The following is a 14,572-nucleotide window of genomic DNA, read 5'->3' as shown; positions in this document are numbered from 1 at the left end:
ACCCGATCGAAAGCACCTTTGCCACCGTGCGCCACCGAACCAAACGCACCAAGGGCTGCCTCAGCCGCAAGACCGGGCTGGCCATGGCCTTCAAGCTGATGATGTCAGCGCACAAGAAATGGCGCAAACTCGATGGTCAAAACCGCCTGCCCGAGATCATCCAAGGGATTGAGTTCCGCGACGGGCTCCGCCAGATTCAAACCGCCGCCTGATCAGGCGTCACCAACTTTTGCCCATATCTCGGGTGGTTTGGCAACTGCTCCCTATCGCCGAACCGGATCGTGCATGAGAGTGGTCAGCTTTCGATCTGGCTACAACGTGGGATGGTGGGTCTGGGTCTTCCGGCAGTCTGCATTGACGCACACAAGGCGCTGTCTGCTCGGCTGAACAAATCCGATGCCTCTGACGCAGAGGGGCTGGCGCAGCTCGCGCGCATTGGGTGGTACACGCCAGTTCACATTCGCAGCGGAGAATCTGATTATCTGCGCAGCCTGGTAGGGGCGCGGGAACGGTTGATCCGACTGCGTAAGGATCTGGAAGGCCACATCCGGGGCGTCCTGAAAACCTTTGGCATCCGCATGACTGGCACAGGTCAGGGACGACAGCGACAGGCGTTTCGTGACCAACTCGCAGCAGCGGGGGAGACAGATCTGGTCCTGCGCGCCATTGCCGACGGCTTCATCGCCGCTCATGCCACGCTTTGTCAGTCGGCAGATGATCTCGACAAAGCCGTGAAGAAAAAAGCCAAGGCACACCCGGTGGCGCGTCGCTTGATGACGATCCCCGGTGTCGGTGCGGCCAACGCCCTCAACTTCATTGCTCTGATAGATGACCCCAACCGGTTCAGCCGAACTGCCGATGTGGGTGCGTTCTTGGGACTGAAACCAAAGCGGCATCAGTCTGGCGAAGTGGATTGGTCAGGACGGGTTTCGAAATGCGGTGACGGCGCGATGCGCGGGTTACTGTTTGAGGCAGCATCCTGCGTTATCCGCCAAGTCAAATGCTTCTCGCCCCTGAAAAGCTGGGCCGTTCGTCTGGCCGGACGGCGCGGATTCCGCAAGGCAGCCGTCGCAACCGCCCGCAAGATCGCAGTGTTGATGCTGACCCTGGGGAAAAATGAAACTGATTATCAGTGGACGAAGGAGGCCGCTGTCTGATCTGAATACCTGCTGGGAGACAGCGGGGAGCGATGTCCCGACGGGACGGAGGTTGATCGATCTCGTAAAGTAGGTTGGGACGCAGGTTCACCTGCCTGCCCCGCAAACGACATTGAAGACGATCCGCCATCGAAAACCATCATGCGGCGCAAAAGATGCGACCTCGGAGAGAACCATGACCCCGGACGGACAAATCGCTATCCCGCTTGAAATAGCTGCAATCAGAGAACAAGCATATACTGCACTTTTTATTGTAGCTGATTGCAGTTCCTTCTAAACTCTAAGTTGACGACCGTGCGATGAAACTTCCCAGGAGGAATGTGTCTTGTTGGGCGGTCTTGGGTCCATTGAGAATCTTCACCAAGGCCCCCACCATTTCCGGGATCGGTTGGCGATAGGTCGTAAGGTCGTATTGTGGCGAGGCTGCAAGCGGGATGTTATCAAAGCCGGTCACAGCGATAGACGCCGTCAGCGGTTCGGGAAAGCCGGTCATGATCGGTTTAAATCGCCGCTTTGACCCGAACTTCGGGGCACTGAAGGCTGCGCTTGATGCGGGCGAGACCGGCAAGGCCGAACTGCTTTCCATCGCCTCCTACGATCCGGCGGCTCCACCGGTCGCCTATATCAAGGTTTCGGGCGGCAATTTCGTGACATGATGATCCATGACTTTGACATGGCCAACTTCCTCATGGGCGACGCGCCGGTCACGGTTTCTGCCGTCGGAACCTCAATCGTTGACGCGGTGAACGGCGACACGGCCCTGCCGGTCACCCTGATCGAGGGTGTGAACGCCCTTGACATGGCCCAAGCCGCAACGCTTTCGACCCACAATAACAAGACAGTAGCCCTCGCTGGCGTGTTGACCTGATCGCATACCGGCCAGGCCCGCCTCGCGCGGCCTGACCACCCTGCACCAGAGGACCGCCCCTATGAAAACACTTGGTGTGATGACGATCGGCCGTTCCGGAGTGGACCTTTACGGCACACAGATCGGCGGACGGCCGGAGGACATGGGGTCGTTGGAGAAATACATTGGCGGGTCTGTCGCAAATATTTTGGACATGCGGGCAGCCCAGTATGTTGCCACGCTGCAGGAGGTGACTTCGCACGTATGATTGGACGGTGACGATGGTTGACTTCAAGGGCCCGCATTAGCTGAAATATCCGGTTTCTTAACGTAATCTTGAAGAGATTGTGCAGGAGTGCAGAATCGATGTTGACTATGCAACGTTGAACCGTTATTTTCGTCCAACCGGTTGCGAGGCAAAGATAAAAAGCAACCGACAGCCTAGTCGTGGCGTGTTCCTGAGATGTATATCAAGGGCAAGCGGATGTATAACTAGCGCGCGGTCGTTCGAAACGGCGAAGCCTTTGATTTTATGCAACCCAATCGCTGCGACAATCCGGTGGCGCGACGCTTGTTCCGACGGGCAAAGGGCAACAACGGTGTTCCCGGCCGCATTTTTATCGACAAAAGCGGCGTAAATCTTTCGGGGTTGGAAGCTGTGAATGTAATCCTTAAATTCATCGGTACGGGAGAGATCATCAAAATCCTGCAAGCCAAATACCTGAACGCTTTTAAGCAGTTCGCCCGGTTCGCAGCATAAGTCTGGCCAGCGTCAGCCTGCTCTTAAATGTACTAAAAATTTCCGACAGAACCGAGACCGAGACACCCGCGTTCGACACGGATCTTGCGCAGGCGGCGCGCCTCATTGCGCTGGATGCCCTGCCGGACCGGCCCCAACATCGCGCCCGCGCAAAACTGACCCAGATCATTGCCAAGATCGGTTAACAGGCGCAACCTTTAGATCACAGCTAGGAGCATGAGATGGTGAACTGGAATGACATGGGCCCCGGAATGGGTTTCGGAATGGGGTTTGGCTGGCTGTTCGGCCTGCTGATCCTTGTGCTGCTGGTTTTGGCCATAGCGGCCCTGATCAAATATCTTCGGAAATAGAAAAAAGGACTTCACTATGACCTACACAATCAATCGCATGATCCCGGACGCGGGAATCAACGATGTCGATGCACGCACGCGCAAGGCGTTGGCGGATCATGGCTTTGGCGTCCTGACAGAGATCGACGTCAAGGCAACGATGAAGAAAAAGCTTGATGTCGAGATGCCGGCCTATCGCATCCTCGGCGCCTGCAACCCCAAGATGGCCTATCAGGCCATCGGGATGGAGCCGCGTGTGGGTGCGATGCTGCCCTGCAACGTCATCCTGCGCGAGGTGGACAGCGGGGTAGAGGTCAGCGCCATCGACCCGGTGGCGTCGATGCAGGCGATCGAGAACGCCGCGCTCACGGCCGTGGCGGGCGAGGTGCGCGACCTTCTTGCCAAGGCTGTCGCAGCGATCTGAGATGCGCTTGCGCGCCGCTATCCTCGCGGGCATTGCGACCTTCGTGATCGGGCTGATCGCTATCTGGCTGGTCGCGCCTGCGGTCTTCGCCGAGGCGCGCAGCCTTCTGGACGTCGAGCGTCTGGAAATGCTGGTGGCGCGCGCCGGTCTCTGGGGGCCGGTCCTGATCGTCACGTTCATGACCCTTGCGGTCGTCGCCAGCCCGATCCCGAGCGCGCCCATCGCGCTGGCGGCCGGAGCGGCCTACGGGCATGTCTGGGGCACGGTGCAGGTTGTTATCGGCGCGGAACTTGGGGCACTGATTGCCTTTGGTCTTGCAAGGGTTTTGGGGCATGACGTCTTGCGGCGTGTGTTAGGTGACCGCGTCGATGCCGGGCTTCTTGGGTCGCAGCCCGCGTTGACCGCAACGGTTTTTGCCAGCCGCCTGATGCCCTTCGTATCCTTCGACATGATCAGCTATGCGGCTGGCCTCAGCCGCCTGCACGCCTGGCGGTTCGCCGTTGCGACACTGGCGGGCATCATCCCGGCCAGCTTTCTACTGGCCCATTTCGGCGGCGAGGCGGTTAGCGGAGACCTCGGGCGTGCAACATGGGCGGTGCTCGGGCTCGGGCTTGTGACGGGCCTGCCGCTGCTTTGGGTCGCGCTACAAAGAAGGCCGGGAGAGGGCGCTTCTGAAGATCACTGAAAATCGCTTGACCTTCCAACCGCTGGAAGCGGCAAGCTGGAACGAGAGACCGAAAGGAAGGCAGACCATGGAGCACGAGCATCATCACCCGGCACCCGATATTCCCGCGGGGGCTGATACGGCGAAGGACCCGGTTTGCGGGATGACGGTCGCGGTCAAGCCCGATGGGCGTCACGCCGAGTTCCAGAGCGAAACCTTTCATTTCTGCTCGGATAAGTGCCAGACGAAGTTCAACGCGGATCCGTGGTTCTACGCCTCGGGGCGGGCGGCCGGGCAGAAGAAGGCCGCCCCTGCCAACGTCCAGTACACCTGCCCGATGCATCCCGAGATCATCCGCGATGCACCGGGATCCTGCCCGATCTGCGGCATGGCGCTGGAGCCGATGGTCCCCTCGGATGAACCCAGCGAGGAGCTGACCGACTTCACCCGCCGGATGTGGATTTCCGCCGCTGCCGCCGTGCCACTTGTCATCTTGACAATGGGCGAACTGGTGGCGCTGCCGGTGCGCGACTGGATCGGGCATCAGACAGCGAGCTATCTCGAATTCGTGCTGGCCACGCCGATCATTCTCTGGGCGGCCTTGCCGTTCTTCCGGCGCGGCTGGGACTCGGTGGTGAACCGCAGCCCCAACATGTGGACGCTGATCAGCCTCGGCGTGGCGGCGGCCTACCTTTATTCGCTGTTTGCCACGTTCCTGCCGGGTGTGTTTCCGGAACAATACCGGATGGGCCACGGCGTCGGCACCTACTTTGAGGCGGCTGTGGTGATCGTGACCCTGGTCTTCGTGGGTCAGGTGCTGGAACTGCGCGCGCGCGAACGCACCGGGGATGCGATCCGTGCGCTGCTGGACCTGGCGCCCAAGACCGCGCGGCGCATCCTGCCGAACGGCACCGAATATGATGCCCCGCTGGAGAACATCATGGAAGGCGACCGGATGCGTGTGCGCCCCGGCGACGCGGTCCCGGTCGATGGGACGGTGATCGAAGGCCGCTCGTCGCTGGACGAAAGCATGCTGACGGGCGAGTCGATGCCGGTGGAGAAAGGTCCGGGCGACGCGGTGACAGGCGCCACGATCAACAAGAACGGTTCCTTGGTGATTGAGGCGGGCAAGGTCGGGTCAGAAACCGTGCTGGCGCAGATCGTGACCATGGTATCAAATGCGCGCCGGTCCCGCGCGCCAATACAGGGGCTGGCGGACCGCGTGTCGGCGGTGTTCGTGCCGACGGTGGTTGCCATCGCGATCATCGCCTTCGTCGTCTGGCTGGCCGTTGGCCCCGAACCCGCGCTGGTCTTCGCCATAGCATCCGCCGTGTCGGTGCTGATCATCGCCTGCCCCTGCGCACTTGGTCTTGCCACGCCGATCTCGATCACGACGGCGGCAGGGCGCGGCGCGCAGGCGGGCGTACTGATCAAGGACGCCGAAGCGCTGGAACGCATGGCAGGCGTTGATACCCTAATCGTGGACAAAACCGGCACCCTGACCATGGGCAAACCGAAGCTGACGGACACCGTGGCGCTGGGAAAGATAAACGAAACAGACCTGCTGTCGCTGGCTGCGGCGCTGGAACGCGGGTCCGAACACCCGCTGGCTGAGGCCATCGTCGAAGGGGCACAAGCACAGGGGGCACCCCGAAAAGAAGCCACAGACTTTGACGCCGTCACCGGCAAGGGCGTGCGCGGCAACGTTGATGGCCGTGCCGTGGCGCTTGGCAACGCGGCGATGATGCGGGAAATGGGGCTGGACACCGCGCAGGCCGAGGCAAAGGCCGACACCCTGCGCACCGAGGGCAAGACGGCAATGTTCATAGCCGTCGATGGCGCGCTGGCGGGCATCGTGGCCGTGGCGGACCCGATCAAGGACAGCACCGCACAGGCGATCCGGGAACTGCACGCGCAAGGGCTGCGCGTCATCATGGCAACCGGCGACAACGAACGCACGGCGCAGGCGGTGGCGGGCAAGCTCGGCATCGACGAAGTGCGCGCGGGTGTCCTGCCCGAAGCAAAGAAAGACCTGATCGACCAGCTGCGCCGCGACGGCCACAAGATCGCCATGGCGGGGGACGGGGTGAACGACGCGCCCGCGCTGGCCGCCGCCGATGTCGGCATCGCGATGGGCACCGGCGCGGATGTGGCGATGGAAAGCGCGGGCATCACCCTGCTGGGTGGCGACCTGATGGGCATCGTCCGTGCGCGCAAGCTGGCCCGCGCCACCCTGCGCAACATCAAGCAGAACCTGTTCTTCGCCTTCGCCTACAACGCGCTTGGCGTCCCCATCGCGGCAGGGCTGCTTTACCCTGTCACCGGCCTGCTGCTGTCGCCGATGATCGCGGCGGCGGCGATGAGCCTGTCTTCAGTCTCGGTGATCAGCAACGCCCTCCGGCTCCGGCGGGTCGATCTCTGACCTGTCCGTCCACCTATGCAATCTTGAAAGGAAGATCGGATGAACCAGGATTGTTCTCACGCCGCACGCTTCTGGTCGGCGGAACTGCGCTGCTGGCCGCATCGCCCTTGCGGACTCTGGCGCAAAGCGCCGAACCGGCGATCCATGTGATGAAGGACCCCAACTGCGGCTGCTGTTCGGCCTGGATCGATATCCTCGCGAATGACGGCTTCGCAATCACGACCGAGGCGAGCGCCGGAACGCTTCTGATGCGCTACAAGCTGGACAACGGCGTCCCGCAGGAAATGGTCTCTTGCCATACGGGTCGCGTGGATGGCTACATGATCGAGGGGCACGTTCCTGTTGCCGACATTCGCCGCCTGCTGGTGGAACGCCCGGATGCGGTCGGCCTCGCCGTGCCTGGTATGCCCTTTGGTTCGCCCGGCATGGGACCGGAAAGCGAACGCGAGGCATTTAACGTGTTCCTGATCCGTCGCGATGGTGCGGCAGAGGTATTCTCAAGATACGAAGCCGCTTGAGAACCCCGCCGGGTGCGTCTTGTTTGTGGGGGATGAGGGGCACGTCGTATCGGTCTGCCTGCCATCGTCTTACCCCGAAATCCCGCTTTGCGGGTCTTTTGCAAGGTCTGCGACAAAGCGGGTTATTCATCTGGCAAGGCTTGGACCCGGACAGGCCACGCGCACAGTGCTGGACCATATGGGCGTTTTTGTGCTGCGCAGCGCCCATGACCGGCTGGCGATTTTGGGCGCACGGTCTGCGGCAGGGTCGCTGTGGCATGCAATTTCCGGCGCGGCGGCGCGCGGCTGACGGCCTGAATCAAGGCCGAAAGCCGGACAAAGTGCCGCCTAGAACGTGGACATATAGCGCAGAACCACCGGCCCGATGGTCACGATCAACAGCGCGGGCATCATCAGGCTGGCCATCACCGCAGACATGTAAACCGGCAGCTTGTTGGCCTTTTCTTGCGCCCGAAGTTCCCGGCGCTGGCGCATGTCGGCGGAATAGGTCAGCAGCGCCTGCCCCATGCTGGTGCCGAACCGCATGGATTGCAGGATCACGTTCACAAAGGCATAGGCTTCTTCGATGCCAAGACGCTCGGCCATGTCCTGATAGGTGGCGTCGCGGCTGCGCCCGGCAAGGATTTCACGCTGTGCGATATCAAACTCGCGGCTCAGGTCGGGGGCGGCGACGTGAAGTTCCTCTGCCACGCGCGACAGGGCCGCATCAAAACCCAACCCGGATTCCACCGACACCTGCAACAGATCAAGCGCATTGGGAAAGCTGAGCTCGATCCGTTCGCGCCGGTCGGTGGCGCGGTTGGCCAGCCAGAGTGCGGGGCCGTAAAACCCGATCAGAACCATGATCCCCAGCCCCATCGACATTTGCTGCGCCCCGATCTGGGCAAGCCGGGCGTCAATGCCGGCAGGCAGCGGCAACTGGTCACGCAGCAACACCAGCGCGGCCAGTCCGGCAGGCAGCAACAGGCCGATGCCGATGCGGATCGTGTAATAGGTCATCACCGCATTCGGACCGGTCAGACCGGCATGGGCCAGATCGCGGCGCACCTTGGCGCGTTCACGTTTTTCGGTGGGCAGGAACGCCTTGGCAATGGCCGAAGGGTCTGTCTGTGGCGCGACAAACAGGTTGGCTGCGGAGTTTTCTGCCGCGCTCATGCGTTTTAGCGTGCCCGCTGTGGTCCGTTCCTGAAACGTGACTACAAGGCTGAGGAAAACCAGAAAAGCCCCCAGAAAGACACCCCCCACGATCAACATCTGTGGTTCGATCCCCATGGTTTCGGAAAGGCGTGTGAAGATGTCAAACATCGCAAGCTCCTGACAATATTAGATTTTGAAATTTACAAGCTTGACCATTACCAGCGCGTTCAGCGTGATCAGCGTCAGCGCGGTAAAAACAAGCGGCATGAAAAGCGGGTCATCGACCACGCCGCCGTAATATTCGGGCGTCAGGATGGAATTCAGCGCCACCATGATAAAGGGGATGCTGGACAGGATGACGGCGGAAATGCGCCCCTCGGCCGACATGGCCTTGATCTTGCGGCGGGTCATGGCGCGGCCGCGCATCACCTGCGACAGCACGGTCAGGATGCGGCCCAGATTGCCGCCCGTGCCATGCTGGATAGCGATGCTGGCGGCCAGATAGCGGAAATCTTCGGTTGGGATGCGGTCTGCCAGTTTGCGTACCGCGACGACCATTTCATCGCCATAGCTGATCTGGTCAACAAGGATGCCAAATTCTGTCCCGATCGGGTCTGGCATGGTTTCTGCTACCGTGGCGATCGAGGTATTCAGCGGATGCCCCGCCTTCAGCCCCCGCGCCATCAGGTCCAGCGCGTCGGGCAATTGCGCCGACAGTTTCTTGCGCCGCGTATCCCGCAAGGCCACCATGACAAACACCGGCAACACCCCGCACAACGCCAGCGAAAACACCGCCGCCGGGATCAGCCCGATGACCTGTTGCAGCACCACCGTCAGCGCGGTTGCGCTGACAAGGGCCAGTGCGATGTAAAGCGTGGGCGACCGTTTCAGCCCTGCCGCTGTCATCAGCATCGCCAGCCCGCCAGCCCCGCCCACCTGTCGCGGCGCCAGAATGGCAAGCCGGTCTTCCACGTTGGTGCCAGCGGCGACCATGCGCATCCGGCGCGACCGCGCTTCGGTGTCTGTTTCGCGCCGCGACAAAAGTTGGCGCAGGCCTTCGATCAGCAGCAGCGCGCCAAGAAACACGCCGATAAACAATATCCAGTCGGGATCGACCCGGGAAAAGACGCTGGGCATTTTACTGACCTCCGTTTTGATACGCGTCAGACGCAATGTCGACACCGGCGGCGGCCAGGCGTTCGGCGCACCGCGGGCGGATACCGGTGGCGATAAATTCGCCCAGAACCTCGCCTGTTTCGGACCGGCCCCGCTGACGGAAAACAAAGATGTCCTGCATGGTGATGACATCGCCTTCCATGCCGGTTACTTCGGTGATCGACATGATGCGGCGGCGGCCATCGGCCATGCGGGCCAGTTGCAGCACCACCTCTAGCCCCGATGCGATCTGGCGGCGCACCGATGACAATGGCATTTCGCCCCCCATCATCGACACCATCTGTTCCAGCCGGGCCAGCGCATCGCGCGCGTTATTGGCGTGGATCGTGGTCATGGATCCGTCATGCCCGGTGTTCATCGCCTGCAACATGTCAAAGGCTTCGGTGCCGCGCACCTCGCCCACGATGATCCGGTCGGGGCGCATCCGCAGGGCATTGCGCAGCAGGTCGCGCTGGGTCACGGCGGTTGTGCCTTCGGCGGTGGACGGGCGGGTTTCAAGGCGCACCACATGATCCTGCTTAAGCTGGAGTTCGGCGGCGTCCTCGATTGTGACGATCCGCTGCGTCGGGTCGATAAAGGCCGACAGCGCATTGAGCATTGTCGTTTTGCCCGATCCGGTGCCGCCGGAAATCAGGATGTTCAGCCGCGCTTCGACCAGCCCGCGCAACAGTTGCACCGACCCCGGCGTCAGCGTGCCCATTTCCAACAGGCGTTCCAGCGTCAGCGCGTCGCGTGAAAATTTGCGGATCGACAGGGTCGGCCCGTCAATGGCGCAGGGGCGGATGATCGCGTTGACGCGGCTGCCGTCTTCCAGGCGGGCATCGACCCAGGGCTGGCTTTCATCGACACGGCGGCCCACGCGGCTGACGATCTTGTCGATGATCCGCATCAGGTGGCGTTCGTCACGAAACTGCACCGGCACACGTTCCAGTTTGCCGTGACGTTCAACATAAACATTGTCGAAAGAGTTCACCAGGACATCGGCAACATCAGGATCGGCAAGAATCGGTTCCAGCGGGCCAAGGCCCAACACTTCGTCCAGCAGTTCCGTGGTCAGTTGTTCGGTGTCGTCGGACCGCATCGGAAGGTGTTCGTTCGCCAGAAACTCGATCACCAGCGCGCTGATTTCGCGGTGCAGGTCCGATCGTTCGATCCGGTCGAGCGCGGCAAGGTTAAGCCGGCCCAGCAGTTCTTCGTGCAGGCGCGATTTCAGGTCAAGACGCGCGCGCAGGTTGCTGTCTGCTTTTGGCAATGTCTGCAAAGGCACGACCTTATTATCAATCGGCGCAGGTTTTTCCACGCGATCCGCAACAGCCGTATCCCCATGTGATGCGGGGGTTGCATCGGCTTTTCTGAGAATGAAGTCATTAAACATGTCGTCTTACCTTTGAAGTTGTTGGCGTGCTGCGGATTTGTGAATCGTCTGGGCGGCGCGGCGCACGGCGCGTGACCATGATGAACGCGGCGCGAAAGTGACCATCGGTTCGCCCCGGTCCAGCGCCAGACGGGCGTTGCGGGCGTCTTCGGGCAACCAATAGGACAGGGGGGCGCCGATGGTTTCGGCGGCCTGACGGTGCAGCTTGCCTTGCAGGATCGGTTTGCTTTCACGCGATACCACGGTTTCGATGGTCAGGTTTGGCGCATCTTCGCGCAGGATATTCAGCATCCGGCGCGCGCTGGTCACCGAGGTGACAGCCAGATTTGTGACCACCAACATCCGTTCGGCCCGGGCCAGCAGCGGTTCGATCCAGCGCATCAGCGCGGGGGGCATGTCGATGATGACGGTATCATTATCGGCCATCAGCGCATCAAGGATCGCGGCCACGCGCGGGGCATCCAGCGCGTCAAGGGGAATCGGGTTGGCCGGTGCAGCCAAAACCCGCAGCCCGCTGTTATGCGTCAGCAAGGCGTTGCGCACGGCTTGGGCATCCGGGTGGCGGGGCAGGCGCAACAGGTCAACCAGCCCGCCGCGATCGGTCAGGTCAAGGCTGTTGGCGACGGTGCCGAATTGCACGTCAAAATCAACCAGCGCCACCTTCTTGCGGTCGCGTGACCGGCCTGTCGCGCGCTTGCTACAAAGTTCGATGGCCAGGTTCACGGCAAAGGATGTCGCGCCAATGCCGCCACGTGCGCGCCCTACAAGGATCAAGCTGCCGGGCGGGGGTGCCCATTGCACCGGCAAAAGACGGTTCTGCGCCGTTGTGGCAATCGCGTTGCCGGTCTGCGGCTGTGCGGGCTGGTCTTGATCGGCGACCGCGCTTGCCGGGGTATCTTTACCCTTGGGCGGGGTGCTGACGCCGGGCAGGGGGCGGGGCTGATCGGGCCGCCGGTGGATGTGTTCATCGCGCTTGCGCGCGGATTTCGGCAGCAAAAGCGGCGAAGGGGCAGGGCCTACGCCGGCAGAGAGACCACGCGGGCCGGTGTCTGTAGAACTGTAAAGATTGGGTGCAGTCATGTTACACGTTCCTTTAATCGGCTGGTTCAAAATATTGGTCATCAGCTGTTATCCCCCGGACCCGTGCGCCAGATCCTCGGCAGGAAGTGACACGCTCATCCCCGGCATGGGCAGATCGCCGCCCAGCCCCGATGTGTTTCCGGTCATCACCCCGATCATCCGCCCAAGTTGCGAGACAAAGACAAAATCGACATCGGTGAATGCGACCGTGACCATGGGGACGTAGGGACCGCCCAGAAACCCCAAATCGGGATCGAACGAATAGCTGAAGCGCAGGTTTTCAGCCGTGGTGCCGGGCGGCATCAGGGGCCGGATCGCCTGCATGATTTCGACAGAGGTCGCGTTTGTGTCGTTGCCTTGGCAGGTAAAGGTGCCGGGGTCGGCACAAATGCCTGTGCCCAAGCGGCACAGGGCCCCGAATGCTGTGATGCCGGGCGCAGGGCCTCTGACGTTCAGATCTGGCACGCCGGGGCAGACCGGGGGCCGGACCACCGCGATGCGGGCGGCAATCTGCGTGGCCTTGTTGGCGGCGACCCAGGCATTGGCAAGGCGGCCAAAGTCGATGATCGCAAACAGCAAGAACAGGAACAGCAGGATGACCAGTGCATATTCCACCAGCGCCGCACCCGATTGATCGGATGCAAAGCGGCGCAGTTTGCGGCCTGCGGCACGGATATGGCGGTTTTTGATCATAACCCATACACCCTTGCCTGTTCCTGCACCGCGGTTGTGATCGTGCCCCAGCCGGTGCCGCCAATCAGCGACAGAACGCTGGTAAAGGGCATGTCCATGCGCAGGTCTGCGGTAATGGTGGCGACCGGCACTGTGGGTTGGCGCAGGTTCAGCGTGGTCACGCAATCCAGCGTGGCGGTCAGGCCGGTGATGCTGACACCCAGCGGCGCGATGCCGTCCCCGTCGATGGTGCTGTTCACGATCGTCAAAAGCCGCGGTTCGAATGTGCTGATGTCGAAACCCGTTGCGCAGATATCGCCCGGCGCCACGCGCGCCACATAGCGGGTGGCATCGCGCACCCCGGCGATGGTCGCCTGATAGGACCAGAACAGCCGCATTGAATCGACCAGACCGTAGGCGACGACAAGGATCAGTGGCAAGCTGATGGCGAATTCCACCAGTGCGGCCCCCTGTTCGGCGCGGCTGAAGGTGCGGATTTTATGCAGGATCGCGCGCATGATCATCACCGATACAGCTGAATGAAATCGCGGTAGGTGCCCGACAGCGCCCCTGAACCGATACCGCCGGCGCTACCCACGATTTCGACCATGATTTCCGCATCTTCGGTGCCGCCGGGCGATTGCACCGGTTCGGTCATGAACAGTTCGACAAATTCCAGCGCCACCACGTTGGACGTGCTGCCCTGAATGTTGTTTGTGCTGCAATCCACGGCAGCCGCGTTGACGTTGCGCCGCTTTGGGTCAGTGGATGGGCCAAGCGCGTGACATTGCGGTGCGCCGGTTTCGGCAAAGCCGGGCAGGGGCACGTTATCGGGGGACGGGCGGGATGTGGCGGCCGCAAGTTCGGCCAGATACATTTCATAGCGTGAACTGGTCGGGCCGGTGCCGGGCGGGTAAAAGCCGCCGTGATTTTGGCTGACATAGGCGGCGCGGTCCCAGTCGCCATCGCCGAACCGGCCACAGGTGCCGTCGATGCAGGCGTCACGCGGCAGCGGCATTGCGTCGGACGGATCCACATTGTTGCCACGGCAGATCGCGCCGGTCCCGCTGGGCAGGGTGCCTTGAACGGTGTTGGCGGCAGGGCGATAGGCGGGGTCATTGCGGCGCTGCTGCATCGACCCCTGGAAAATGTCAAAACGGGTGTTGAACGCCTCGGCCAGACCTTGGCGTTGTCCGGGCAGCGTATCCAGCCCCGTATCGGTGCGCACGCAGCGGGTGATGCCGTTTTCGGCCCCGACAAGGCAGCGATACAGCTGCGCACCGTTCAACCCCGCGCAAGGGCCTGCGGAATCGACATCGAGCGTCGAGGGATCAAGAAAACCGAAATTGCCAGGCCCCCAGGCGGCGTTTTGCCCGCCTGCGCGTAATTTGATCTGGCTGCCGATATTGTCGCCCGCTTTCCACGAACTGTCGGGGACGCAAAACATCAATGGTGTGATGTCGCAGGCATAAGATGTGAACCCCGCGGTGGCCGATGCATCAATGTCTGATGACAGGTTCTCTCTGCCGGTCAGGGCGGCGTTGACCGCAGCAAAAGGGGTCATCACCGTGCGTTCCTTCACATCGACACGAACATACCGCGCCCGCGCCCCGTCGGTTGTGGTGTCGGTGGCGGCGGTGGTATCACTGGCGGGCAGTGACCGCAGGAACGTCAGTGAAAAATCATTGCGGCCAAGGGTTTGCGCGCCGGTGGCATAGGTCTGTGCGTCAGAAATCAGCCCATTTGCGGCAGCCGTGGCGCGGGTGATGGCATCGGGGCGACCGTCAAGTTCGCCTGCGGCGGCCAGTGCGACCTGATCGGCAAAGGATTGCATTTCAGATTGCGTGCTGGCCACGCGCCCCAGATCGAACGACAGCGCCATGAACCCAAAGGCCACCGCCAGAAACAGACCCCACTGAACCAGAACCGACCCGTTTTCATCATACCAGAACTGGCAGAGCGGCAGGTGGGCGGGGGGTGTGGGGGATAAGGGGCAGGGCATGATCACTCT

Annotated in this window: 17 protein-coding genes and 2 pseudogenes; 12 read left to right on the top strand and 7 right to left on the bottom strand. The window is 61.8% G+C overall.

The window, feature by feature from the left end; translation table 11 throughout:
• The 12 genes and pseudogenes from IBX59_RS09030 to IBX59_RS08975 form a co-directional block, all read left to right on the top strand.
• Window positions 1-212: pseudogene (locus IBX59_RS09030) on the top strand (IS256 family transposase); the annotation flags it as partial.
• Window positions 213-251: 39 nt separating this feature from the next.
• Window positions 252-1,157: pseudogene (locus IBX59_RS09025) on the top strand (IS110 family transposase); the annotation flags it as partial.
• 491 nt (window positions 1,158-1,648) lie between these two features.
• A complete protein-coding gene (locus tag IBX59_RS09020; RefSeq protein WP_296374664.1) occupies window positions 1,649-1,813 on the top strand; it encodes a hypothetical protein in 165 nt (54 codons plus the stop codon).
• Window positions 1,814-1,830: 17 nt separating this feature from the next.
• Window positions 1,831-2,025 carry a hypothetical protein gene (locus tag IBX59_RS09015; RefSeq protein WP_296374662.1) on the top strand — a complete coding sequence of 65 codons (195 nt, stop codon included), beginning with the start codon at window positions 1,831-1,833 and terminating at the stop codon, window positions 2,023-2,025.
• A 61-nt stretch (window positions 2,026-2,086) separates the two neighbouring features.
• Window positions 2,087-2,272 carry a hypothetical protein gene (locus tag IBX59_RS09010; protein WP_296374666.1) on the top strand — a complete coding sequence of 62 codons (186 nt, stop codon included), beginning with the start codon at window positions 2,087-2,089 and terminating at the stop codon, window positions 2,270-2,272.
• A gap of 264 nt (window positions 2,273-2,536) precedes the next feature.
• Entirely contained in the window at window positions 2,537-2,764 is a 228-nt protein-coding gene (locus tag IBX59_RS09005) for a hypothetical protein (RefSeq protein WP_296374660.1), read from the top strand.
• Between the two features lie 221 nt (window positions 2,765-2,985).
• The gene (locus tag IBX59_RS09000; RefSeq protein WP_296374658.1) at window positions 2,986-3,114 is read left to right on the top strand and encodes a hypothetical protein; all 129 of its coding nucleotides are present in this window, start codon (window positions 2,986-2,988) and stop codon (window positions 3,112-3,114) included.
• A gap of 16 nt (window positions 3,115-3,130) precedes the next feature.
• The gene (locus tag IBX59_RS08995; protein WP_296374655.1) at window positions 3,131-3,517 is read left to right on the top strand and encodes a DUF302 domain-containing protein; all 387 of its coding nucleotides are present in this window, start codon (window positions 3,131-3,133) and stop codon (window positions 3,515-3,517) included.
• A 1-nt stretch (window position 3,518) separates the two neighbouring features.
• Window positions 3,519-4,202, top strand: a complete 684-nt coding sequence (locus tag IBX59_RS08990) for a VTT domain-containing protein (RefSeq protein WP_296374653.1) — start codon at window positions 3,519-3,521, stop codon at window positions 4,200-4,202.
• 67 nt (window positions 4,203-4,269) lie between these two features.
• On the top strand, window positions 4,270-6,603 hold the full coding sequence (locus tag IBX59_RS08985) for a heavy metal translocating P-type ATPase (RefSeq protein ID WP_296374651.1): 2,334 nt from the start codon (window positions 4,270-4,272) through the stop codon (window positions 6,601-6,603).
• 50 nt (window positions 6,604-6,653) lie between these two features.
• On the top strand, window positions 6,654-7,121 hold the full coding sequence (locus IBX59_RS08980) for a DUF411 domain-containing protein (RefSeq protein WP_296374649.1): 468 nt from the start codon (window positions 6,654-6,656) through the stop codon (window positions 7,119-7,121).
• 19 nt (window positions 7,122-7,140) lie between these two features.
• Window positions 7,141-7,410, top strand: a complete 270-nt coding sequence (locus IBX59_RS08975) for a hypothetical protein (protein ID WP_296374647.1) — start codon at window positions 7,141-7,143, stop codon at window positions 7,408-7,410.
• Window positions 7,411-7,448: 38 nt separating this feature from the next.
• Here the strand turns inward: IBX59_RS08975 and IBX59_RS08970 are convergent, their stop codons facing one another.
• Genes IBX59_RS08970 through IBX59_RS08940 form a run of 7 tightly spaced genes read right to left on the bottom strand, consistent with a single transcriptional unit; the run spans window position 7,449 to window position 14,563 of the window.
• Window positions 7,449-8,426, bottom strand: coding sequence for a type II secretion system F family protein (locus IBX59_RS08970; protein ID WP_296374644.1), 978 nt, complete (start codon window positions 8,424-8,426; stop codon window positions 7,449-7,451).
• Window positions 8,427-8,444: 18 nt separating this feature from the next.
• Window positions 8,445-9,395, bottom strand: a complete 951-nt coding sequence (locus tag IBX59_RS08965) for a type II secretion system F family protein (RefSeq protein WP_296374642.1) — start codon at window positions 9,393-9,395, stop codon at window positions 8,445-8,447.
• A gap of 1 nt (window position 9,396) precedes the next feature.
• Window positions 9,397-10,809 (bottom strand): CpaF family protein, encoded by a 1,413-nt coding sequence (locus IBX59_RS08960; protein ID WP_296374641.1) that lies wholly within the window; start codon window positions 10,807-10,809, stop codon window positions 9,397-9,399.
• Window positions 10,810-10,815: 6 nt separating this feature from the next.
• Complete coding sequence (locus tag IBX59_RS08955) at window positions 10,816-11,889, bottom strand: AAA family ATPase (RefSeq protein WP_296374638.1); 1,074 nt, start codon at window positions 11,887-11,889, stop codon at window positions 10,816-10,818.
• Between the two features lie 48 nt (window positions 11,890-11,937).
• Complete coding sequence (locus IBX59_RS08950; protein ID WP_296374635.1) at window positions 11,938-12,582, bottom strand: TadE/TadG family type IV pilus assembly protein; 645 nt, start codon at window positions 12,580-12,582, stop codon at window positions 11,938-11,940.
• A complete protein-coding gene (locus IBX59_RS08945; protein ID WP_296374633.1) occupies window positions 12,579-13,079 on the bottom strand; it encodes a TadE/TadG family type IV pilus assembly protein in 501 nt (166 codons plus the stop codon). The genes IBX59_RS08950 and IBX59_RS08945 overlap by 4 nt, the downstream gene beginning before the upstream one ends.
• 5 nt (window positions 13,080-13,084) lie before the next feature.
• The gene (locus IBX59_RS08940; protein ID WP_296374631.1) at window positions 13,085-14,563 is read right to left on the bottom strand and encodes a Tad domain-containing protein; all 1,479 of its coding nucleotides are present in this window, start codon (window positions 14,561-14,563) and stop codon (window positions 13,085-13,087) included.
• Window positions 14,564-14,572 lie beyond the last annotated feature (9 nt).

This window comes from Yoonia sp., assembly GCF_014859355.1.
GTDB lineage: Bacteria > Pseudomonadota > Alphaproteobacteria > Rhodobacterales > Rhodobacteraceae > Yoonia.
The sequence above is the reverse complement of the archived record's forward strand: the minus strand, read 5'-3'. Positions and strand labels throughout refer to the sequence as shown.